This is a genomic window from Ruminococcus sp. SR1/5, assembly GCF_000209835.1.
Taxonomy (GTDB): Bacteria; Bacillota; Clostridia; order Lachnospirales; family Lachnospiraceae; genus Blautia_A; species Blautia_A fusiformis.
This window is the reverse complement of sequence record NC_021014.1, coordinates 1,638,328-1,652,763: the sequence shown is the minus strand read 5'-3', so window position 1 is coordinate 1,652,763 and position 14,436 is coordinate 1,638,328. Positions and strand designations below refer to the sequence as shown.

Here is a 14,436-nt window from a genome sequence, read left to right as displayed (position 1 = left end):
ATCAACCACGAAAAAAAAATCCCCGCTGTCTGACTGAAATCAGACAACAGGGATTTTTTATCAGATCATCCGATCGCTGCGATCACTTCTACCTCGCAGAGAACGTTCTTTGGCAGTGTCTTGACTGCAACACAGGAACGTGCAGGTTTATTTACGAAATATTTGGCATATACTTCATTAAATGCCGCAAAATCGTTCATATCTGCAAGGAAGCATACTGTCTTGATCGCATTCTCATAGCTGGAACCGGCAGCTTCCAGAACTGCTCCGAGATTCTTCATAACACGGTCAGCCTGCTCCTCGATGGTTGTGCCAACTACCTCTCCAGTTGCCGGATCCACCGGGATCTGACCGGATGTGTAAAGTGTATCTCCATGGATGATAGCCTGGGAGTATGGTCCGATTGCTGCAGGTGCTTTGTCTGTATGTACTGTCTTCATAATAGAATTCCCCTTTCATGAACATTTCGGATACTTCTCTGGCGGAAATATCCATCAGGATCTTACTCAGCTGTTTTTTATTCTAACTCACAGATCACCCCTGGTCAAGGTCCATATTCAGATAATTATAAACAATACCGGAAATATCCCGGATATGCGAAACTGCGTCCCCAGGTTTACAGTCTTCTGACATCACACAGAGGATATATGTAATCTTTTCTCCATATATAATGGCGATATCATGCTGGTCCGTATCCGTTTCTCCAGTCTTATTTGCAATTTCCACGGACACAGATATCCCGCTGGGGATCTTAGTAGTAACCTGCTGGTTCAGAAGCAGGTTCAGCATAGCCTCCGAAGCTTCTTTCGATACACATTCTCCTTTATAGATCCGGGAAAGAAGCTCTGTGCAGTCTTTTACAGAAGTGGTGTTCCTGCCACCGAGGCCGACATCCTTTGAAGAGGACGGGCTTAAGATGTGCTGTACGGAAGTATCTGCAAATTTCTGTTCCGCAAGAAATCCATTTACAGCCTGTGCTCCGTCCTTAAAAACACCCGATGCTGTCTGCAGACGTACCAGCTCATTAAAGGATTCATTGTCACTGACTGTGATCATATTCCAGAGAAGGTCATTGACCTTTGTGGATACGGACGGATCTGTAACATCTTTTTTCATTTTTGCCGCTTCGTTCTGAAGGACTGCATCCATGTTGGCATAGGTCTGGGCCATGACAAACACTTTGATCAGACTGGCTGAGTACAGTGACTGACTGTTCTGTTCAAACTCCTGATCACTGGTTAGATCCTTTACATAAACGCTCCATGTACCCTCATAGGTTCCAAGAAGATCCGCAAGCCGTTTCTCAAGGCCATCCATTCCCAGATCTTTCGTCTCGACTTTTCCGGATTTATCCACGGAAAATCCCTCCGGAGTCTCTCCCTCTTCCTGGAGCAGAACGCCGTTTTCTCCGCCAAAATAATAATATCCGTCAAACATCTGTCCTGCAGCATTCATTTCCAGATAATGGATACCTGGATCTGTAACCATTTTTCCATATTCATCAAAATAATACAGCCCGTTGTATGTTGTTTTGTCCACCACCAGCTCATCCATATAACGTACCTGTGGAGAAGCGCTGAGTTTTCCCAGATTGTTTACCATATAACAGCCGTCAAAAGAAACTTCCTCACCGCTACCGTCTTTTGCCGGAGCCTTCAGATCGGTGATCTGGACCATATGCGAGTTTCCCGCTGTAAATTTACCGCTTTCGTCGTGATAATAATATCCATCAAAAACCGTTCCGTCGATCTCAAAATGATCAAAATAATACACTGCCGGAGTATTTTCTTTGGTTCCATCTTCATTCAGGCAGTAAAAGCCATTGCTTTTCAGAATATATTTCCCGCTTTCACCGGGAATTGGAAGTATCTGGGACTCCTCCGTAACAGAACCAAGGCTTCCCTGTGCCGTCTGCTGCACTGTTGTCGCAAAAACCGGCTGTGCGAGCATCACTGTGCTCAGACAAAATGCCAATGCTTTATATATTTTTTTCGTCTCATATACTTCTTTCACTTTTCTTATGATCCTATTTTACAGTTTCTTGTCCTGATCCGGCATCCACACATTCCTCCAGTGATTTTCCAGATAAAGACTCTATAAGTATATCGGATTTCTCCGTTCTGTCAAGTAAACCTCTTCCAGAACGTCTCCACTGCACCTTCTACCGTATCCAGCCTGCAGCCTGTACGGTCCTGCCATTCCCTGGGAAAGATTTCCTGGTAATCCCGATCCCAGAAGCGGTCATCCAAAAGCAATATCACGCCTTTGTCCTCTTTTGTGCGGATCACGCGCCCGGCGGCCTGAAGCACCTTGTTCATACCCGGGTAGCGATATGCATAATCAAAACCACAGTGATTCTTTTTATCGTAATACTCTTTCAAGATCTCACGCTGACTGCCGATCTGGGGAAGTCCGGTTCCTACGATCACTGCCCCGATCAGACTTTCCCCTGTCAGATCAACACCCTCAGAAAAAATTCCTCCAAGGACACAGAACCCTACCAGGGTACCTTCCCGTTCCTGAAATTCCTCCAAAAATCCTTCCCGTTCCTGTTCTGTCATATCCGGCGTCTGACACACGCAGCGCACCCAGTCTACGGAAAATTCTTCCTCATAAACTTGCAGTACGTCTTCCATAAGACGATACGACGGAAAAAACACCATATAATTTCCCTGCCTCTGCCAGACACATCTGGCAATATATCCGGCGATCTTCCGGTATTCTGCACGATTTCTCCGGGTATACCGGCTGCTTACGTCGCTGCCGATAAGAATCCTGCGGTTTTCTTTTGGGAAAGGAGACTGCACATAAATCCCATAGGCATCACGGTCTGTTGTCAAAAGCTCCCGGTAATAGAGCATGGGAAACATTGTAGCTGAAAAGAAAATAGCACTTTTCCCTTTTTTCAGGTATTCTCCCAGATTTTCTGCCGGGTTCACACAGAACAGCCTCAGACGAAATCCTTCTTCTGCGTTGTTTTCGGTATATACTACATAATTTTCATCTACCAGCTCTGAAACATTTAAAAAATCACGCACTATAAAATAAAATTCCAGTATTTCCCTGCGTAGTTCTTCTTCCAGTTCTTTTTCCTCCAGTATTTCTTCCAGTTCACCTGATATTGTAAGAAATGTGATCGGCAGTACTCCGGGATTGGGAAGCACCTGATACCCTTTTCCTGTTTCCGCAAGATTCTCTTCCAGTTCCATCATCTGGCGATTTGCTTTATCCAGTGTTCTGGCCAGTTTTGAAAATCTCTTTCTTATCTTCTTTCGAAGTGCTACCAGACTCTGACGGGAAATACCGGCACTGTACATCTCTCTGCCACGTTCTACCAGATTATGTGCCTCATCGATCAGAAAAATATAATCCCCGGAAATATTTTCCCCGAAAAAACGTTTCAGATGAACATTGGGATCAAACACGTAATTATAATCACAGATGATCCCGTCTACCCAGATTGAAAGATCCAGACACATTTCAAAAGGGCACACCTGCCATTTTTCTGCATGAGCACGGATCACTTCTCGGGAATATACCTCTTCAGTGGTCCAGAGCTCATAAACCGCATCATTTACCCGGTCAAAATGCCCCTTTGCATAAGGACATTTCTCCGGTGTACATTCCGGAGTATCCTGAAAACACAGCTTTTCCTTTGCCGTGATCGCCGTTACCTTGAATTTCAGACCTTTTTTCCCGCAGGATGTGAAATGCCTCCTGCGCCACAGTTCCTGTGATGGTTTTTGCGGTAAGATAAAAAAGTGTTTCACCTTTTCCCTCACCGATGGCGCGCACGGACGGAAAAATGGCAGACATGGTTTTTCCCACACCGGTAGGCGCCTGAACAAATAAGGTCTTCCCGCTGGAAACCGTATGGTACACACCACTAACAATATCCCGCTGCCCTTCTCTGTATGGAAACGGAAACTGCAGATCCTTCATGGATGCATTTCTCTCTTTTTTCCAGTTAAGAGAATATGCGATCCATTTGTGATAGGCATCCAGAAGCTTCTGATACCAGCCTTTAAGCTCCTCTATGGAAAAATCCTCACGAAATCTCCTGGTTTCTTCCGTCTCAAGATGAGCGTATGTCATCTGAATGTGGATTTCAGAAATCCCTTCTTTTTCTCCCCAGATCATTCCGTAACACATGGCCTGGGCACGGTGGACAGGTATTGGCATGTCCATTGCCTGGACATTTCCGTAAGTCCCCTTGATCTCATCAATATAAACGGCTCCGTCCTCTGTAAAGATCCCATCTGCACGGCCCTCGACCTGAATGACCACATCGTCGTATTCACTTTCTTTTTTCAGAGAAACCTCTGCCTGATAATCGCCCTTCATACTCCGCTGTATCTTGCGGTGAAGCCTTCCGCCTTTTAACATGGCTTCCTTATCTCCGGATGTCCCACTGCTGTTATCCAGATCTCCGCTCCTCAGTATAAATTCCACAAGATTTCTGACAGAAATCCGCACTCTTGGTTTTTCCATATTTTCACTCCCGGCAGCTGCCGGAATTCCAGTCCGGCAGCTATTCTTTTTCCATGCTATACCAGGATTATACCATAAAATATGATCCGAAAGCTTCCCATAATAAAAAGGACGCATGTTCTGCTTTTCTTCTCATGAACTGCGCCCTTTTATCACCGTTTTTCTTTATTCATATTTCTCAACCTGCTGCATACTTGGAAAGAACACGATTAAAATCCTCATCTTCTCCGTAACACTTTACTGTCAGAGTCTTTGTCAGATCCAGACTCAAAAGTCCGAGGATCGACTTTGCATCAATGATAATACGGTTATAAAATACATCAATATCAAAATTACATCTGCTGGCTGCACTGACAAACTCCTGTGCACTTTTTTCATCCAGTTTGATCTGTTTCTCCATAGCTGACCGCCTGCCTTTCTGATTTTTTCATATTTCAGTTTTACACAAAAGTTAAGTTTTTGTCAATACTGTTTATTTCATATCAAACTTTTTTCGACACAATGTACAATATCTTTGTCTTTCCTTTGGAAATCCTGTTGAATTTGATTGTATTATTTTTAGATAAATCTTGGATTTTTTCCAAAAAAATCCGCCGCAGGACGGTATGTTACACGTACTGCGGCGGTTTTAAATAAATCGGATATTCGGAATCCGTTTCCGGATTTATATAAATCGGATATTCGGAATCCGCTTCGCTACTTCCTCATAAACAAAATCCGTTTCCGGATTTTGTTTATATCCGTGTCAGAACAAAAATATCGTAGATTGCTCTGACTGCTTTTTCGAAATCACGATTCTCTACACCGATGATGATATTCAGCTCACTGGAACCCTGGTCGATCATTTTTACGTTTACATTTGCATGGGCAAGAGCAGAGAAGATCCTTCCTGCAGTGCCTCTCTGGGATTTCATTCCACGACCAACAACTGCGATCAGTGCAAGGTCAGATTCCATCTCCACAAAATCAGGCTGCACCAGACGGTGGATACCTGCGATAACCTGCTGCTCTTTCTCCTCAAATTCGTCCTGATGAACATATACAGTCATAGTATCGATTCCGGATGGTACATGCTCAAAGCTGATCCCCTGATCTTCAAATACCTGAAGTACCTTGCGTCCGAACCCGATCTCACTGTTCATCATAGATTTCTCGATATTAATAGAGCAGAAACCTTTCTTTCCGGCGATACCGGTAATAGTAAATTTCGGCTTCTTACAGGTGCTCTCTACGATCAGAGTACCTTTATCCTCCGGGCTGTTTGTGTTACGGATATTGATTGGAATTCCCTCTTTACGAACCGGGAAAATGGCATCCTCATGAAGAACAGTAGCTCCCATGTAGGAAAGCTCACGAAGCTCTCTGTATGTGATTGCCTCGATAGGCTCCGGATTGTGAACGATACGCGGATCTGTTACAAGAAAACCGGAAACGTCCGTCCAGTTCTCATAAATATCTGCATGGATAGCTTTTGCAACCAGGGAACCTGTCACATCAGAACCACCTCTGGAAAATGTCTTTACTGTGCCATCTGCACATGCGCCGTAAAATCCCGGAATAACCGCATGCTGGGATTTGCTGAGTTTTTTGGAAAGGAGTTTATTGGTCTCCTCCGCTTCCAGATTACCAGCTTTATCAAAACGGATCACAGAAGCTGCATCCACAAAATCATATCCAAGATATGCAGCCATGATCTTACCATTGAGGAACTCTCCTCTGGATGCCGCATACTGGATTCCTGCCTGTGCACGGAAATCTTCATCGATCTTCTTGAACTCCTCCTCAAGAGAAAGGCTCAGTCCGAGTCCCTTGATGATCTCATAATATCGCGCCTTGATCGCATTGATCTTCTCAGTGATATCCTCCCCTTTGGATGCTGCGTCATAACATCCATAAAGCATATCCGTCACTTTGATATCCTCGTCAAATCTCTTTCCCGGAGCTGACGGAACTACATAACGGCGGCTCTCATCACTGCGGATGATATCGCCCACTTTCTGGAACTGCTCCGCATTTGCAAGAGAACTTCCACCGAATTTTACAACTTTTTTCATGATAACACCTCTCACCTGTAATTTCGACTTCCAGCGCCGCCTTTTCACCATTCACTGCAACGCTTTACCACAGAAACCTACGGCTATTTTATTGAATAATTTGTAATTTTGCAAGCCTTTCCGTAACATTTCTGCAAAAAAGTCAAATTATACAAGAGAAAAGTATCTCCTGATCTGTTTCTTATGCACAGTACTGCTTCAAAATGTTCTCGAGAGCTGCAGCGCTGCTTGTGTGACAGCGGCATACCGGAATGGATTTTTTCTTTGCTTCTTCTACTGCGCAGTTTACCATTTTGTGGGAAACGGTACTGGTGAACAGGATCATCAGATCCGGCACCCCGATCTTTTTCTTCATGGCTCCTTTTTCCTTGGCAAAAACTTTCGCCTTGCATCCGAAGCCTTTGCAGATATCCTCATACTGACATACCATTCTTTCATTACCGCCTACAATTACAACGCTCATAATTCACTCTCCTTTGATCTCTGAACTTTTATATGACTGTTTCAAGGTTATTTTAAACTAACTTCACTTTTAAAATATTGAGTTAGCACTTGCTAACTCATTTATTATAATACCATCTCACAAAAAGTTTGTCAAAGGTAATTTTAAATTCTGTCTAATTTTTTATATCCTGTGATCTCACATACTGTAAGTATGCCGTTTTTTACCTGAAAATGAACATCCATTCCTGCAAAAGGCATTCCGTATATCCTCTCCGGATCTTTCTGGTAGGCAGGCCTCGGATCCTCTCTGAGCACGCCTTCCAACGCAGTAAGCTTATCCTCCGGAATCCTTGCCTTCCATTCTTCCGGGATCTCTACCTGCAGAAAATGCTGCTCCACCTTCGTCGCAAAGCCGCCCAGCGCTTCCGGATGGCAGTCTGCCACAGGCAGATATGGCTTAATATCATAGATAGGGGTTCCATCCATCAGGTCCGCACCGGATACGATCAGTACAGGAGCTTCTTTGCTTTCCAGATCGATCTTTTCAAGCTTCACACAGGATAAGCCTACAGGATTGGGACGGAAGGGCGATCTGGTGGCAAATACGCCCATCCTTTCATTTCCGCCCAGGCGTGGCGGACGTACTGTAGGGGACCAGTTCTCACGGATCGACTGTGAAAACTCCCACAGCAGCCAGATATGCGAAAAATCTTCCAGTCCTTTTACCGCTTCCCGTACCCGGTATTCCGGTTCAAAAACAATACAGGCTGTCAGTTCTTCCACTCGACCGCTCTGACGCGGGATTCCGAATTTTGTCGGAAAATCACTTCTGATCCTTGCGATTATCTTCATATCCCTATTCTCCCTTTCACTTGCCAGATATACACCTCATGCGCCTGTTACATAATTCTGCTTTCAATGACTGTCATGTCATTTCCGTCAGATCCTCTTGTAGGCAACACAGTTTTTTTGCCGCTTGGCCTGATAGAGAAGCCTGTCCGCTTCCATCACTCCATCTCTGACCTTACAGCTTCCATATACACCTCCCACGCTCATGGAAAGCCGGATTTCTTTGTATTCCGGCACATCTGCCATTGCGATCTCTTCCCGGATATCTTCCAGCTTCTGCTGAAATACCTTTTCCGGGATTTCTTCAAACATCAGAAGAAATTCGTCTCCTCCATAACGCAGTACCACGTCATCTGCCCGCACATGCTCAAAGATCATTCTGACAATGGTACAAAGCGCCGCATCTCCAGCTACATGGCCATAGCTGTCATTGATCTGTTTAAAATTGTCCACGTCGATCATAGCTATAGCCCCCATCTTATCCAGGGATTTCAGCTGTTCCTCAAAATATCTCCGGTTTCTGGCACCAGTCAGCGGATCTTCATATAATTCCCGGTTGAATCTGCTGATCTTATCGATCAGAGATCCGCTTCCATAAGCTCCCAGAAAGATCTTATCCGTCATTTTAAAGACCATTTCCATGACAAGAGGTGTCCCGTCTATAACCACATATTTGGCGATTACCTGATAAATGTCATCATTGACGAACTCAAATTTCGTCATTTTGTTTTTACGGGCAAAAACTTTGGCAGAAATACAGTTCTCACATCTTCTGCCTTTATTCCACACTGCAAAGCATTTATGTTCTGCTTCATAAGAGCAATCGTCTAAGCCAATATTTACCGGAGCTGTACGGCTGACATCCACCAGTCTTACAATGTCAAAAACCGTCTTCAGCATTTCTATTTCCATATTTACTTCCCGGGCAGTCATAAATACACCCTTATCTTTATCCATAGTATTTTCCTGCGTTTCTGAAATATTATATACATTCATGATAACATATTGCACATCAATTCACAATTGTATTTCATCGTCGTTTATGCTATTGTATAGTGTATAAGAAGTAATATTTTTATCAGGAGGTTTCATATGGCACAGAGACGTACAAAGATAGAAGTACTCAATGAGAAAATTTCCAAAGTAGATTCCAAGATTGCTGCCTGCACCGAAAAGATAGCAGCGCTGGAGGATGAAAAAACTGCACTGGCAGCTCAGCTGGATGAGATCCGCAAAGCTGAAAAAAAGGCAAAGGAAGCTGCTGAACTGAAACGTCTGCTCAAGCTGATGCACAAAAAAGACATTTCCGTAGAAGATCTAGAAGCCATGATCTCCAGGGAAGCCTGAAACAGATCCTCAGCAAACAAAAAACCGGTTTACGAAGAATTTTTTCTTCCAAACCGGTTTTTTTGCGATCTTTCTATGATACGATCTGTATATTTCTGCAATCTTTATATTCTTTGGAACAGCTTTCCGTCAGGATCACTGCTCCGTCAAATGAAAAGAACGTCACCGCACTGATCTGTCCGAATTTGGAGCTGTCAGACACTACGTACTTTTCCAGACACTGCTCCATGGCGGTTCGCTTTACCAGTGCTTCATTGGATTCCGGCGTGGTAAAGCCTTCTCTCTGAGTCATCCCGTTGGTCCCGAAAAAGCCCTTTGTAAAATGATAATTCTTCAGCATCTGCATGGCCTGACTTCCGATCACAGCTTCCGTAGATCCCTTCAGTTCTCCGCCGATCAGCAGCACACGGACTCCCATCTGAGCCAGAGCCCTGGCATGGGAAACACCATTGGTGACAAAAGTCGCCCCGGAGCCTTCCAGATGCTCCAGCATATATCCGGTAGTCGTTCCCGCATCCAGATACACAAAATCTTCCGGACGGATCAGAGCTGCCGCATAGGCTGCGATCTTCTTTTTTCTTCAATATTCAGCTCAACTTTCTGGGCTACGGTAGGCTCATAGGCATTGACAGTATGTTCCAGTGCCACCGCACCGCCAAAAACCCTGGTCAGCTTCCCCGCCTTGTAAAGCGCCGTGATGTCTCTGCGGACCGTAGATTCCGATGCATCCAGGATATCTTTCAGTTCTGTTACCGTAACACTGTTTTTTCTCTGAGAAGGTCGAGTATGATCTCGTATCTCTGCTCCGTCAGCATTCCTTTTCCTCCTTCAAAAAAGACATCCCGATCGACCGGACCGGGATGCCTTCTGTTCACTCATTCTGAGATTACAGGTTCTCCTGCATGAATTTGCTTACTGCCTCGTATGCTGCATCCTCATCTGCACCATCGAATGTAAAGGTAACCTCATGTCCCTTCTTTACGCCAAGTCCCATAAGTGCAAGAAGCTTTCTGCACTCTACAGTCTTGCCGTCCTTCTCGATAGTGATCTTGGACTCGAAACCTTTTACAAGCTTCACAAGCTCTCCGGCCGGACGTGCATGGATTCCTTCGTTATCTGTTACCACATACTTGAATTCTTTCATTTCTTTATCCTCCAGTTTTTTATTTTAATTTAAAAAAATTTAAGCAACTTTTTTCTTCAGTACCCCGAGAAGTACAGCTGAGATCAGAGTTCCCACAACCAGTGCGACCAGATACATCATTGCATTACCTACAACCGGGAATACGAAGATTCCGCCATGTGGTGCCATCAGTGTACAGTTGAAGAACATGGAGATCGCTCCAGCTGCTGCGGAACCGACGATACAGGACGGAAGTACATGGACCGGGTCAGATGCCGCAAAAGGAATCGCACCTTCTGTGATAAATGCAAGTCCCATAATAAAGTTGGTCGGTCCTGCCTCACGCTCTTCTTTTGTAAATTTGTCTTTAAACAGCAGGGATGCGAGTGCGATGGCACACGGAGGAGTCATACCTCCCACCATAACTGCTGCCATAATGTCATAGTTGCCTGCCGCAATAGCTGCTGTACCAAATACATATGCTGCTTTGTTGAACGGGCCGCCCATATCAATGGCCATCATACCACCAAGAACCAACCCTAAAATTACTTTACTTGAATTTCCCATGCCTGTCAAGGCATTATTTAATCCTGTATTGATACCGCCCATGATCGGCTCTACAACGAAGGTCATACAGAGTCCCATAAGAAGGACACCAACAACCGGATAGATCAGTACAGGCGCTATTTTTTCCAGTGCTTCCGGAAGCTTATCACAAACCTTACGAAGTCCAAGGATCAGATATCCTGCAAGGAAGCCTGCAAGAAGTGCTCCGAGGAAACCGGATTTTCCGTTTGCCGCGATCATACCGCCCACAAGTCCAACTGCAAGTGCCGGTCTGTCACCGATGGCCATTGCAATAAATCCGGCCAGGATCGGAAGCATGAAACCAAATGCGGTTCCACCAATGTTTTTCAGAACAGCCGCTACCGGTGTGATGGTACCAAAGTTTGCTCTCTGGTCTGCAGGAAGGGAACTCAAATCTACACTTAAACCATCGATCAAGAATGCTAGAGCGATCAGGATACCACCGCCTACAACCAGTGGAAGCATATGAGATACCCCGTTCATCAGCTGCATATAGATCTTGTGGCCTGCTCCGCCGCCTGCTTTTGCATTTGAGGAAGAGCTCTGACTGCCTGCTGCTGCATGATATACCGGAACATCTCCGGAAATCGCACGTTCAACAAGCTGGTCCGCTTTGCTGATTCCATCCGAAACCTGACATTCGATGACTTTCTTTCCATCGAAACGATCCATGGGAACCTTGGCATCTGCAGCTACAATGATGCAGTCTGCCTCCCGGATCTCTTGATCCGTAAGTACATTTTTTGCTCCACCGGAGCCTCGTGTCTCTATTTTAATGAAACAGTCTTTCGCCTTCGCTGCTTTTTCCAGTCCCTCTGCTGCCATGTAGGTGTGGGCAATACCTGTGGGGCAAGAAGTAACTGCCAGCAGTTTAGCTCTGGCTCCTTCGGAACTTCCTGTATCTGCCAGTCTTTCATCAATATCTTTTTTCTCCTCATCGGCCTTGTCAATGATCTCCATAAATTCATCTACAGAACCTGCGTTGCGTAAGGATTCTGTAAAATTATCATCCATCAGCATTACGGAAAGCTTGCTGAGTACATCAAGATGAATGTTATCTTCTGTATTCGGTGCTGCGATCAGGAAAAGAAGGGTAACCGGCTCATCATCCAGTGCCTCAAATTCCACGCCGTTTTTTACTACCATGGCAGCAAGTCCCGGTTTCTTTACCGCATCACATTTTCCATGAGGAATAGCGATTCCCTCACCGATTCCTGTCGTACTTTCTTCCTCTCTTAAATACACCTGTTTCCGATAAGCTTCCCTGTCGCTGATCTTTTCACTTTTTACCATAAGATCTACGGCCATGTCCAGAGCTTCAGATTTCGTCTTCGGTGCAGCATCCAGTGATATGCTTCGTTTGTCAAGCAGATCTGTGATTCTCATCTTCCCTTCTCCTTTCTTCTTTACCCCTCTGTTACCTGTTCATATACTGCCTGAACTTCTTCCCTTGTGGCAAGATTTTCAGAAAATGCACTTGCACTTCCTGCGGAAATTCCCATATGGAATGCATATTCGTGATCCTGTTTTTCCATCCAGCCTGCCATAAAGCCTGCTACCATGGAATCTCCGGCTCCTACGCCGTTTACCAGTGTTCCTTTCGGCGCCGGTTTCTCAAACACCTGACCGTTTTCTGCTACCAGGACAGCTCCCTCACCGGCCATTGAGATCAGCACGTTTCTGGCTCCTTTTTCCTGGAGCTTCTTTCCGTAAGGGATCACATCCTGACGGTTCTTAAGCTCTACGCCGAAGATTTCTCCAAGCTCATGGTTATTGGGCTTCACCAGGAACGGATGATACTTCAGGACATTTACAAGAAGATCTCTCGTTGCATCCACAACGATCATCACGCCTTTTCCGTCCAGTCTCGCCATGATCTTCTCGTACATGTCATCCGGCATGGATGATGGAATGCTTCCTGCCAGGAAAAGCACATCTCCTTCTTTCAGTGTGTCAAGTTTCTCCATCAGCTCCTGAACTTTTTCTGCGCTGATTTTAGGTCCCATTCCGTTGATCTCGGTTCCGTCAATGGATTTCAGCTTCAGGTTGATTCTGGAAACGCCTTCCGGGATCCTGATAAAATCAGATCTCACTCCCATCTCCTCAAGCTTTCTTACAATCTCATCTCCGACGAATCCTGCCATGAAACCAAGTGCTGTATTCTCGATTCCAAGATTCATCAGCACGGTGGAAACGTTGATTCCCTTTCCGCCCGGAAGCATCAGCTCAGAGCTTGTTCGGTTGGTAAGTCCGAGTTTAAAATCCTCCACGGAAACGATATAGTCCAGAGACGGATTAAAAGTAACTGTGCAGATCATTTTTTCTCCTCCCATATCTTTTATCCTGCGGTTTTTGACCGATTTTTGTTGTTTTTCATTTGTTGAACTCAGTATACTTCCAAATTCATTCAAAGTCAATCAAATTACTTCACAAAATTCATGAACGTTTTTGGTTGAGTTTGCACAAAAAACGTGCATCAACCTTAGCTTTCCCTGGTTAATGCACGCTTATCTCTGACTGTATTGGTCACTTTCATTCAAATTCCGTTATAAATCTATGTACCATTCCAAATTCCTGTTTATATTACCTCCATCCTCAGGTACATTTCCCGGAAAGCCGGATCTTCACATTCCATCACCTTTCCTGAATGTGATAGTTTCGCAATAACATTTATCTGATTTGTTTCCTATTCGCAGTATCTCTGACCATCTTCCGATATCTTCTCATCAGCTCCCTTGTCACTTTGTCTTCCTCAAACCGGATTCCTCCGATCTGACGCACCGGCATGATTCCCATCAGGGAATTGGTGACAAAGCATTCCTGATACCATTTAAGATCCTGAACATAGATATAGGTTTCTTCCACCTCTTCCGTGTCACAGAGATATTCACGGAGGATTCCCGGGAGAAGTCCGCAGCTGACTTTTGGTGTATAGATCATGCCATTTCGCACAAAGAATACATTACTTACTGTCCCTTCCGATATCTGTTTCTTTGTATTCAGAAACAACCGTTCATCCATTCCTGCTGCTGTAGCATTACGTTTTTCCAGGATACAATCTCCGTAATTCATGGTTTTGTGATATACAAGAGGTGATGTTTCATTTCGTTTTACCTTGCTGACATCCATGATAAAGCCTTTTTCATAATTCTCCGGCGTATAATGATTGGCACGAAGAGAATACACTACATTTTCCTTTGTAAGCATAAGCTTCAGCGCACAGTGTTCCAGTCCGTCAAATTCTTTCTGCACCCCCGGGCGTTTTTTTGTTCTTCCAGATATTCTTCGATCCTCCCGGCTGTGATCCCACGCACTGCCGGATCACCCAGCTTCAGGAAATCTGCCGCTCGTTCCAGTCTTTTCAGATGCTTTTCCAGAAGTATGGGGGTTCCCTTTTCTATTCCTATGGTCTCAAATGCTCCCAGACCGAACTGAAAACATTCGTCTAAGGTTATGTTGTTCATTTCCTTTGACCTCCTTATGAAGTGTCCCTGTCAGATTCTCTGATCTGTCCACAGAGCCTTTCACTTTTACCGTTCT

The 14,436-nt window shown here is 44.8% G+C and carries 17 protein-coding genes; 1 reads left to right on the top strand and 16 read right to left on the bottom strand.

The annotated features are described in order from the left end of the window. Nucleotides 1-65: 65 nt before the first annotated feature. The 9 genes from CK1_RS08420 to CK1_RS08385 all read right to left on the bottom strand — a co-directional run bounded on the left by CK1_RS08420 (nucleotide 66) and on the right by CK1_RS08385 (nucleotide 8,795). Nucleotides 66-440: a RidA family protein gene (locus CK1_RS08420; protein ID WP_015525839.1), complete on the bottom strand. Its 375-nt coding sequence runs from the start codon at nucleotides 438-440 to the stop codon at nucleotides 66-68. Between the two features lie 94 nt (nucleotides 441-534). Then, nucleotides 535-2,013, bottom strand: coding sequence for a serine hydrolase (locus CK1_RS08415; RefSeq protein WP_306288844.1), 1,479 nt, complete (start codon nucleotides 2,011-2,013; stop codon nucleotides 535-537). A 110-nt stretch (nucleotides 2,014-2,123) separates the two neighbouring features. Further along, complete coding sequence (locus tag CK1_RS18215) at nucleotides 2,124-3,647, bottom strand: ATP-dependent DNA helicase (RefSeq protein WP_353611234.1); 1,524 nt, start codon at nucleotides 3,645-3,647, stop codon at nucleotides 2,124-2,126. Then, nucleotides 3,583-4,491 carry a hypothetical protein gene (locus tag CK1_RS18210; protein WP_353611152.1) on the bottom strand — a complete coding sequence of 303 codons (909 nt, stop codon included), beginning with the start codon at nucleotides 4,489-4,491 and terminating at the stop codon, nucleotides 3,583-3,585. Before CK1_RS18210 ends, CK1_RS18215 begins: the two co-directional genes overlap by 65 nt. A gap of 178 nt (nucleotides 4,492-4,669) precedes the next feature. After that, a complete protein-coding gene (locus CK1_RS08405; RefSeq protein ID WP_015525837.1) occupies nucleotides 4,670-4,891 on the bottom strand; it encodes an HPr family phosphocarrier protein in 222 nt (73 codons plus the stop codon). 334 nt (nucleotides 4,892-5,225) lie between these two features. Beyond that, a complete protein-coding gene (locus CK1_RS08400; RefSeq protein WP_015525836.1) occupies nucleotides 5,226-6,545 on the bottom strand; it encodes an aspartate kinase in 1,320 nt (439 codons plus the stop codon). Nucleotides 6,546-6,726: 181 nt separating this feature from the next. Then, nucleotides 6,727-7,008: a DUF2325 domain-containing protein gene (locus tag CK1_RS08395; protein ID WP_015525835.1), complete on the bottom strand. Its 282-nt coding sequence runs from the start codon at nucleotides 7,006-7,008 to the stop codon at nucleotides 6,727-6,729. Nucleotides 7,009-7,151: 143 nt separating this feature from the next. Beyond that, nucleotides 7,152-7,841: a tRNA (N6-threonylcarbamoyladenosine(37)-N6)-methyltransferase TrmO gene (tsaA, locus tag CK1_RS08390; RefSeq protein ID WP_015525834.1), complete on the bottom strand. Its 690-nt coding sequence runs from the start codon at nucleotides 7,839-7,841 to the stop codon at nucleotides 7,152-7,154. 87 nt (nucleotides 7,842-7,928) lie between these two features. Further along, on the bottom strand, nucleotides 7,929-8,795 hold the full coding sequence (locus CK1_RS08385; protein WP_015525833.1) for a GGDEF domain-containing protein: 867 nt from the start codon (nucleotides 8,793-8,795) through the stop codon (nucleotides 7,929-7,931). 135 nt (nucleotides 8,796-8,930) lie between these two features. Here CK1_RS08385 and CK1_RS08380 point away from each other — a divergent pair, with 135 nt between their 5' ends. Beyond that, nucleotides 8,931-9,185, top strand: a complete 255-nt coding sequence (locus tag CK1_RS08380) for a hypothetical protein (protein ID WP_015525832.1) — start codon at nucleotides 8,931-8,933, stop codon at nucleotides 9,183-9,185. Nucleotides 9,186-9,258: 73 nt separating this feature from the next. Here CK1_RS08380 and CK1_RS18205 read toward each other — a convergent pair whose 3' ends face one another. From CK1_RS18205 to CK1_RS18200, 7 genes are all read right to left on the bottom strand, one after another. Further along, nucleotides 9,259-9,711 carry a sugar phosphate isomerase family gene (locus CK1_RS18205; RefSeq protein WP_353611151.1) on the bottom strand — a complete coding sequence of 151 codons (453 nt, stop codon included), beginning with the start codon at nucleotides 9,709-9,711 and terminating at the stop codon, nucleotides 9,259-9,261. Nucleotides 9,712-9,728: 17 nt separating this feature from the next. Next, complete coding sequence (locus CK1_RS18835; RefSeq protein WP_502685127.1) at nucleotides 9,729-9,917, bottom strand: DeoR family transcriptional regulator; 189 nt, start codon at nucleotides 9,915-9,917, stop codon at nucleotides 9,729-9,731. A gap of 154 nt (nucleotides 9,918-10,071) precedes the next feature. Continuing rightward, nucleotides 10,072-10,329, bottom strand: coding sequence for an HPr family phosphocarrier protein (locus tag CK1_RS08370; protein ID WP_015525831.1), 258 nt, complete (start codon nucleotides 10,327-10,329; stop codon nucleotides 10,072-10,074). A 39-nt stretch (nucleotides 10,330-10,368) separates the two neighbouring features. Continuing rightward, nucleotides 10,369-12,282 carry a PTS fructose transporter subunit IIABC gene (locus CK1_RS08365; RefSeq protein WP_015525830.1) on the bottom strand — a complete coding sequence of 638 codons (1,914 nt, stop codon included), beginning with the start codon at nucleotides 12,280-12,282 and terminating at the stop codon, nucleotides 10,369-10,371. 20 nt (nucleotides 12,283-12,302) lie between these two features. Then, nucleotides 12,303-13,214 carry a 1-phosphofructokinase gene (pfkB, locus tag CK1_RS08360; RefSeq protein ID WP_173722581.1) on the bottom strand — a complete coding sequence of 304 codons (912 nt, stop codon included), beginning with the start codon at nucleotides 13,212-13,214 and terminating at the stop codon, nucleotides 12,303-12,305. Nucleotides 13,215-13,566: 352 nt separating this feature from the next. Further along, nucleotides 13,567-14,148, bottom strand: a complete 582-nt coding sequence (locus CK1_RS08355; RefSeq protein WP_353611150.1) for an aminotransferase class IV — start codon at nucleotides 14,146-14,148, stop codon at nucleotides 13,567-13,569. Next, a complete protein-coding gene (locus CK1_RS18200) occupies nucleotides 14,109-14,360 on the bottom strand; it encodes an aminotransferase class IV (RefSeq protein WP_015525827.1) in 252 nt (83 codons plus the stop codon). The genes CK1_RS08355 and CK1_RS18200 overlap by 40 nt, the downstream gene beginning before the upstream one ends. Nucleotides 14,361-14,436: the final 76 nt, after the last annotated feature.

Excerpts from the sequence above, each read along its gene's own strand:
- CK1_RS08420 (WP_015525839.1), bottom strand. The coding sequence starts at position 440 with ATGAAGACAGTACATACAGACAAAGCACCTGCAGCAATCGGACCATAC.
- CK1_RS18210 (WP_353611152.1), bottom strand. The coding sequence starts at position 4,491 with ATGGAAAAACCAAGAGTGCGGATTTCTGTCAGAAATCTTGTGGAATTT.
- CK1_RS08405 (WP_015525837.1), bottom strand. The coding sequence starts at position 4,891 with ATGGAGAAACAGATCAAACTGGATGAAAAAAGTGCACAGGAGTTTGTC.
- CK1_RS08400 (WP_015525836.1), bottom strand. The coding sequence starts at position 6,545 with ATGAAAAAAGTTGTAAAATTCGGTGGAAGTTCTCTTGCAAATGCGGAG.
- CK1_RS08395 (WP_015525835.1), bottom strand. The coding sequence starts at position 7,008 with ATGAGCGTTGTAATTGTAGGCGGTAATGAAAGAATGGTATGTCAGTAT.
- tsaA (WP_015525834.1), bottom strand. The coding sequence starts at position 7,841 with ATGAAGATAATCGCAAGGATCAGAAGTGATTTTCCGACAAAATTCGGA.
- CK1_RS08385 (WP_015525833.1), bottom strand. The coding sequence starts at position 8,795 with ATGGATAAAGATAAGGGTGTATTTATGACTGCCCGGGAAGTAAATATG.
- CK1_RS08380 (WP_015525832.1), top strand. The coding sequence starts at position 8,931 with ATGGCACAGAGACGTACAAAGATAGAAGTACTCAATGAGAAAATTTCC.
- CK1_RS08370 (WP_015525831.1), bottom strand. The coding sequence starts at position 10,329 with ATGAAAGAATTCAAGTATGTGGTAACAGATAACGAAGGAATCCATGCA.
- CK1_RS08365 (WP_015525830.1), bottom strand. The coding sequence starts at position 12,282 with ATGAGAATCACAGATCTGCTTGACAAACGAAGCATATCACTGGATGCT.
- pfkB (WP_173722581.1), bottom strand. The coding sequence starts at position 13,214 with ATGATCTGCACAGTTACTTTTAATCCGTCTCTGGACTATATCGTTTCC.
- CK1_RS18200 (WP_015525827.1), bottom strand. The coding sequence starts at position 14,360 with ATGAACAACATAACCTTAGACGAATGTTTTCAGTTCGGTCTGGGAGCA.